This window comes from Micromonospora craterilacus (assembly GCF_003236315.1).
In the GTDB taxonomy this organism is placed as follows: domain Bacteria; phylum Actinomycetota; class Actinomycetes; order Mycobacteriales; family Micromonosporaceae; genus Micromonospora; species Micromonospora craterilacus.
This window is the reverse complement of record NZ_POTY01000370.1, coordinates 1-4,155: the sequence shown is the minus strand read 5'-3', so window position 1 is coordinate 4,155 and position 4,155 is coordinate 1. Positions and strand designations below refer to the sequence as shown.

Sequence of the window (4,155 nt, the reverse complement as noted above, 5' to 3'; positions counted from 1 at the left end):
GGTGGCGACGAGGACCCGTGGGCCACCGGCAGCCCCGCGCACGGCCGTTCCGCCGCCGGCTCCGGCTTTGACGAGGAGCCCCCGTTCTGATGCGCGGCCGTCCCGAACGTGTCCGACCGTACCCGACCCGGCCCCGAAGGAGCCCCATCCAGTGAGCAGCACAGTAGGCAGCACCAGCAGGGGCGGGATCGGCGTCGCGTACGCCGCAGCGAGGAAGTGAGCCCACGATGAACCTCGACACCATCCACATCCCCACCAGGGACTTCCTCGGCATCCTCACTGACGTCGCCGGCCTGGCCGGTCAAGACAAGGACATCCCCGAGACGTACGCCGTCTGCCTCGAGTGGGACGGCGAGCAGTTGCACGCCATGGCCGGCGACGACGTCCGGATGGGCGTGTCGTCGTGGCACCCCGACGAGCTGCCCGAAGAGGCCGCCCAGGACGGGCTTTCCGCCCGCCGTGGCGGTCTCTGCGATCCGTGGAAGATCGTCATCGGAGTCCCCGACGTCAAGGACATGGCGGCCACCTTCAAGGTGAGCGACAAGAACTGGTGGGTTCCGCTCGCCCTGGACTACATGCCCGGCTACACCGACCGACACAAGCTGCGCGTGGCACGTAGCACCAACTCCGGCCTGCCGGGCAAGACGATGGTCGTCCTCGACCGTGACGTCAACTTCGCCGACGTCCGCCGCATCCTCGCCGCAGAGCCGGCCCCGCAGAAGGTCAGCGACGTCCTGGTCAACGGGGAACTGTTCGCCGCGTTCGGCGCGGTGCGTCAGCGCGGCGGCGCCATGAAGCTCACCTTCGCCGACGGGCAGGTGCGCGTCACCGTCGGCGAACGATTCGTCGGCCAGATCCTCGCCGCCCGCGCCGCCCGACGGCTCAAGCCCGTCGCCGCCTGAACCACCACCCCAACCCGAAAACGAGGTACCCGCATGTCCAAGCCGATCACTTATGTACTGCTTCCCACCGATGCGTCCGGGTCGATGTACCGGCTCGCCGAAGACGTCCGCGGTGGCGTCAACAGCTACGTCGAGGGCCTGGCCGCCGACCTCGAACGCGACTACCGGTTGACCGTCACCACGTTCAACACCGGGGTCACGGTGCTGTGCAACGCCGTGGCGCTGGCCGATGTGCCCCGGCTGACCGACGTCAACTACCGGCCGTCCGGATACACGGCCCTGCTGGACGCGGTCGGGAAGACCATCACCGAATTCGAGAAGGCGACCACGCTCGGCGAGCACGACCGGGTGTTGCTGGTGGTGTCCACCGACGGGCACGAGAACGCATCGGTCGAGTTCGACCGGGGCGGCATCGCCGCGATGATCCGGGAGCGGGAAGCGGGCGGGAAGTGGTCGTTCGTATTCCTGGGCGCCGGGGTCGACACCTGGCGTCAGGCCGAGGGTATGGGTTTCGGCCGCGCCTCCACCGTGGCCATGGCGTCCTCGGGCCCCGCCACGCAGGCCAGCTACTCCGGCCTGACCACGGCGACCCGCTCCTACTCGCGCGGCGGTACGGGTGCCGACACCGCGGCGACGCTCGCCGACGCGACCGGCGGTCGCACCGTGGCCGACCCCTCCGGTGGCTCGTCGCCCGTCTCGCGCGACACCGGTTCCCACTGACCAATGGCCGCCGTCATCCTCTTCACCGGCCTGTTCTGCGCCGCCGTCGGATGCGTCGTCGGCGCTGCGATCGGCAGTGCCCACGGCGTTGACGAGCGCCTGCGTGCCGCCGGCATCACCCGGCGGTCCGGGCAGCTCCTCACCGAGGCGGGGCAGATCCTCAACCGCCTCGTCACCGTCACCGACCTCGACGGCGACCTCGCCGCCGACATCCTTTCCCCCGCCAGCCGTAAGCGCATTGACGCCTGGCTGTCCGACTACCGCAAGGAGATCAACCACTAATGCCGATCATGTTCTATGTCGCCCTGTTCGTCTTCGCTGTCGCCGTGCTCTGCGCGCTCGCGGCTGCGCTCGCAGACGACAAGCGGCCCCCCGCCACCACCGCCGCCATCCTGTTCGTCGTCGGCGTGCTGTTCTCCGTCATCGCGAAGCATCCGCCGCCGGGGCGGCAGGCAGCGTTGCGGCCCGACGTCGAGGAGGCGTCGGGCTCGGCGGGTGGTGCGGAGTGATCGGGCTACAGGTCGGTGGGGTCCTTGAGCGCCTTGCGGGCAAGCCGGTACCAGTCCATGTCGACTACGACCAGGGCTTCGGTGCCGTGCCGGGTGACGACCTTGTGCGAGTCGAGCGGCTTGCCGTCGGCGATTTGCTTCGCCCACTCGCCGACGTCCTTGCGCAGCTTCTCGACGCTGACGCGCTCCACCTTCATGGCGGCATCGTATCGGTCTTCCTGCGGTACTCCTGCGGTACTCCTCGGCCCCACGCCCGCCACCATCCCAAACTCCTTAGCTTGTTCCCTGGAAAGTCCTAAGGATTCAGGCTAGGGTCGGGGCGTGGCCAGGTCAACCCGGCCACGCAAACCAGCAGCTCAGAACCCCTGCACAGCCCCAGCACCACCCGAACGGAGCACCGCATGACCCACCCCACGCACGCCAGCCGGACGGCTCGGCGTGCTGGGCGCGGAAGGCGGTGCCGGCGATGACGACACGATGGAAGGTGGAATCCGCCATCAAGGCTTCGAACGTCGAGCCCCCGGGCCGGCACATCGTGCTGACGCTGCTCACCGCGACCACTGCGGCGACGGCGGAGGTCCCGCCGGCCCACGCCCCGACCTTCACCGATCTGGAGCGGGAAACCGGCCTTTCCCGCTCGGCGTTGACGGAATGGATGAAGGCGCTCACCGATGGCGGGTGGGTCTCCCGGGTGTCTTTTCCGGAGGAATCGCGGCTAGGTTTCCGGCTTGCGGTTGGTGACCCGAATGCGGCGCGTGCGCCTCGTTCTCACCGCAGCAAGCGAGCGAACACCGCCGATGGCGCGTACCGCCAGGCGGTACAGGCAGGGTCAGAGGACGTACCGCCGGGCGGCATGGACCGTACCGCTGAGCGGTACGCCGACGTACCGCCGGGCGGCACGCCCGACGAGGCACACCTTCTTAAGGACTCTCCTACGGAGAGTCTTGACCCTCCCAACCTTGACCCCGCCCAACCCTCCGACGAGCCCCGACCGGACGTCGAGCGCATCTGCGAATACCTCGCCAACTGGATCGTCCAGAACGGCAGCCGCAAGCCCACCATCACCAAACAGTGGCGCGACGAAGCTCGCCGGCTAATCGACCGCGACAAGCGAACCGTCGAAGAAATCCGCGACGTCATCCGCTGGTGCCAACGCGACCACTTCTGGCGCCGCAACGTCCTGTCGATGCCGACCTTCCGCAAGCAGTACGACCGGCTACGCCTCGCCTGGCAGGACGACCCCGACAACACCGGGGCAGGTCGCCCGAACGGCCATCAGCCCTACAGCAACGACATCACCGACGACGAGTACCGGGAGTACGCCAGCCGTGGACGATGACCTGACCCAGCCCGGCGGCGAGCCCACGCCAGGCGACGCCAACCCGCCGGCCCAGCAGCCGCGCAGGCGCGAGCCGATCGATGCCGCCGCGTTCCGCCGCCAGCAGGCCGCCGACTACCTCGCCGCCCGCGTTCCGGCCGTGTTTGCCGACGCCTGCCCGGACAACCCGCGCGTCGCCGCCTGGGTGAGCCGCTACCTCAACAACCCGGCCGGCTGCCCGTCGCTGACCCTCATCGGGCCCACCGGGCGCGGCAAAACCCACCAACTGTGGGGTGCCGTGCGGGCGATCGTGACGGAGGCCGCCGGGAAGGGTCGCCGCCTCAACTGGCAGGTCGTCACCCACCCCGGCCTGAACGCCTCTACTCGGCCGGGTGCCGATGACCCGGGCCTGCTCGCCCGGTGCATGTCCGCCGACCTGCTCGCCGTGGACGACATCGGCGCGGGCAAGTTCACCGACTGGGGCGAGGATGTGCTACTTCGGCTGGTCGATCACCGCTGGTCGGGTGGCCTGCCGACGATCTACTCCACGAACCTGGCCGGCGATCCGCTGGTCAAAGCGGTTGGTGCCCGGGTGGAGTCCCGCATTGCCGATGCGGTGATGGTCGCGTTCGAAGGCCCTGACCGGCGCACGCGGCGGTCGGCATGACGGATCTGATGACGCCGCCGGCCGACGTGTTCCCCGACG

At 69.3% G+C, this 4,155-nt stretch carries 7 protein-coding genes; 6 read left to right on the top strand and 1 reads right to left on the bottom strand.

The features are described from left to right. The first annotated feature begins 227 nt into the window (after positions 1–227). From C1I95_RS32330 to C1I95_RS32315, 4 genes are read left to right on the top strand one after another with little or no spacing between them, the layout of a single operon-like run. Positions 228–902, top strand: a complete 675-nt coding sequence (locus tag C1I95_RS32330; RefSeq protein ID WP_111219715.1) for a hypothetical protein — start codon at positions 228–230, stop codon at positions 900–902. Between the two features lie 33 nt (positions 903–935). Further along, a complete protein-coding gene (locus tag C1I95_RS32325; RefSeq protein ID WP_146605927.1) occupies positions 936–1,622 on the top strand; it encodes a vWA domain-containing protein in 687 nt (228 codons plus the stop codon). Between the two features lie 3 nt (positions 1,623–1,625). Next, positions 1,626–1,904 carry a hypothetical protein gene (locus C1I95_RS32320; RefSeq protein ID WP_111219711.1) on the top strand — a complete coding sequence of 93 codons (279 nt, stop codon included), beginning with the start codon at positions 1,626–1,628 and terminating at the stop codon, positions 1,902–1,904. After that, a complete protein-coding gene (locus C1I95_RS32315; protein WP_111219709.1) occupies positions 1,904–2,131 on the top strand; it encodes a hypothetical protein in 228 nt (75 codons plus the stop codon). Before C1I95_RS32320 ends, C1I95_RS32315 begins: the two co-directional genes overlap by 1 nt. Before the next feature lie 5 nt (positions 2,132–2,136). Here C1I95_RS32315 and C1I95_RS32310 read toward each other — a convergent pair whose 3' ends face one another. Continuing rightward, positions 2,137–2,328 carry a hypothetical protein gene (locus tag C1I95_RS32310; protein WP_111219707.1) on the bottom strand — a complete coding sequence of 64 codons (192 nt, stop codon included), beginning with the start codon at positions 2,326–2,328 and terminating at the stop codon, positions 2,137–2,139. Between the two features lie 287 nt (positions 2,329–2,615). Between C1I95_RS32310 and C1I95_RS32305 the strand changes: the two genes are divergently transcribed. Together C1I95_RS32305 and C1I95_RS32300 are read left to right on the top strand one after the other, a co-directional pair. Further along, positions 2,616–3,470 (top strand): phage replication protein O, encoded by an 855-nt coding sequence (locus tag C1I95_RS32305; protein WP_111219705.1) that lies wholly within the window; start codon positions 2,616–2,618, stop codon positions 3,468–3,470. Continuing rightward, positions 3,460–4,116 carry an ATP-binding protein gene (locus C1I95_RS32300; protein ID WP_111219703.1) on the top strand — a complete coding sequence of 219 codons (657 nt, stop codon included), beginning with the start codon at positions 3,460–3,462 and terminating at the stop codon, positions 4,114–4,116. The genes C1I95_RS32305 and C1I95_RS32300 overlap by 11 nt, the downstream gene beginning before the upstream one ends. The last annotated feature ends 39 nt before the right edge of the window (positions 4,117–4,155 follow it).

Coding starts and splice junctions, on each gene's coding strand:
- C1I95_RS32330 (WP_111219715.1), top strand. CDS start 228: ATGAACCTCGACACCATCCACATCCCCACCAGGGACTTCCTCGGCATC.
- C1I95_RS32325 (WP_146605927.1), top strand. CDS start 936: ATGTCCAAGCCGATCACTTATGTACTGCTTCCCACCGATGCGTCCGGG.
- C1I95_RS32320 (WP_111219711.1), top strand. CDS start 1,626: ATGGCCGCCGTCATCCTCTTCACCGGCCTGTTCTGCGCCGCCGTCGGA.
- C1I95_RS32315 (WP_111219709.1), top strand. CDS start 1,904: ATGCCGATCATGTTCTATGTCGCCCTGTTCGTCTTCGCTGTCGCCGTG.
- C1I95_RS32310 (WP_111219707.1), bottom strand. CDS start 2,328: ATGAAGGTGGAGCGCGTCAGCGTCGAGAAGCTGCGCAAGGACGTCGGC.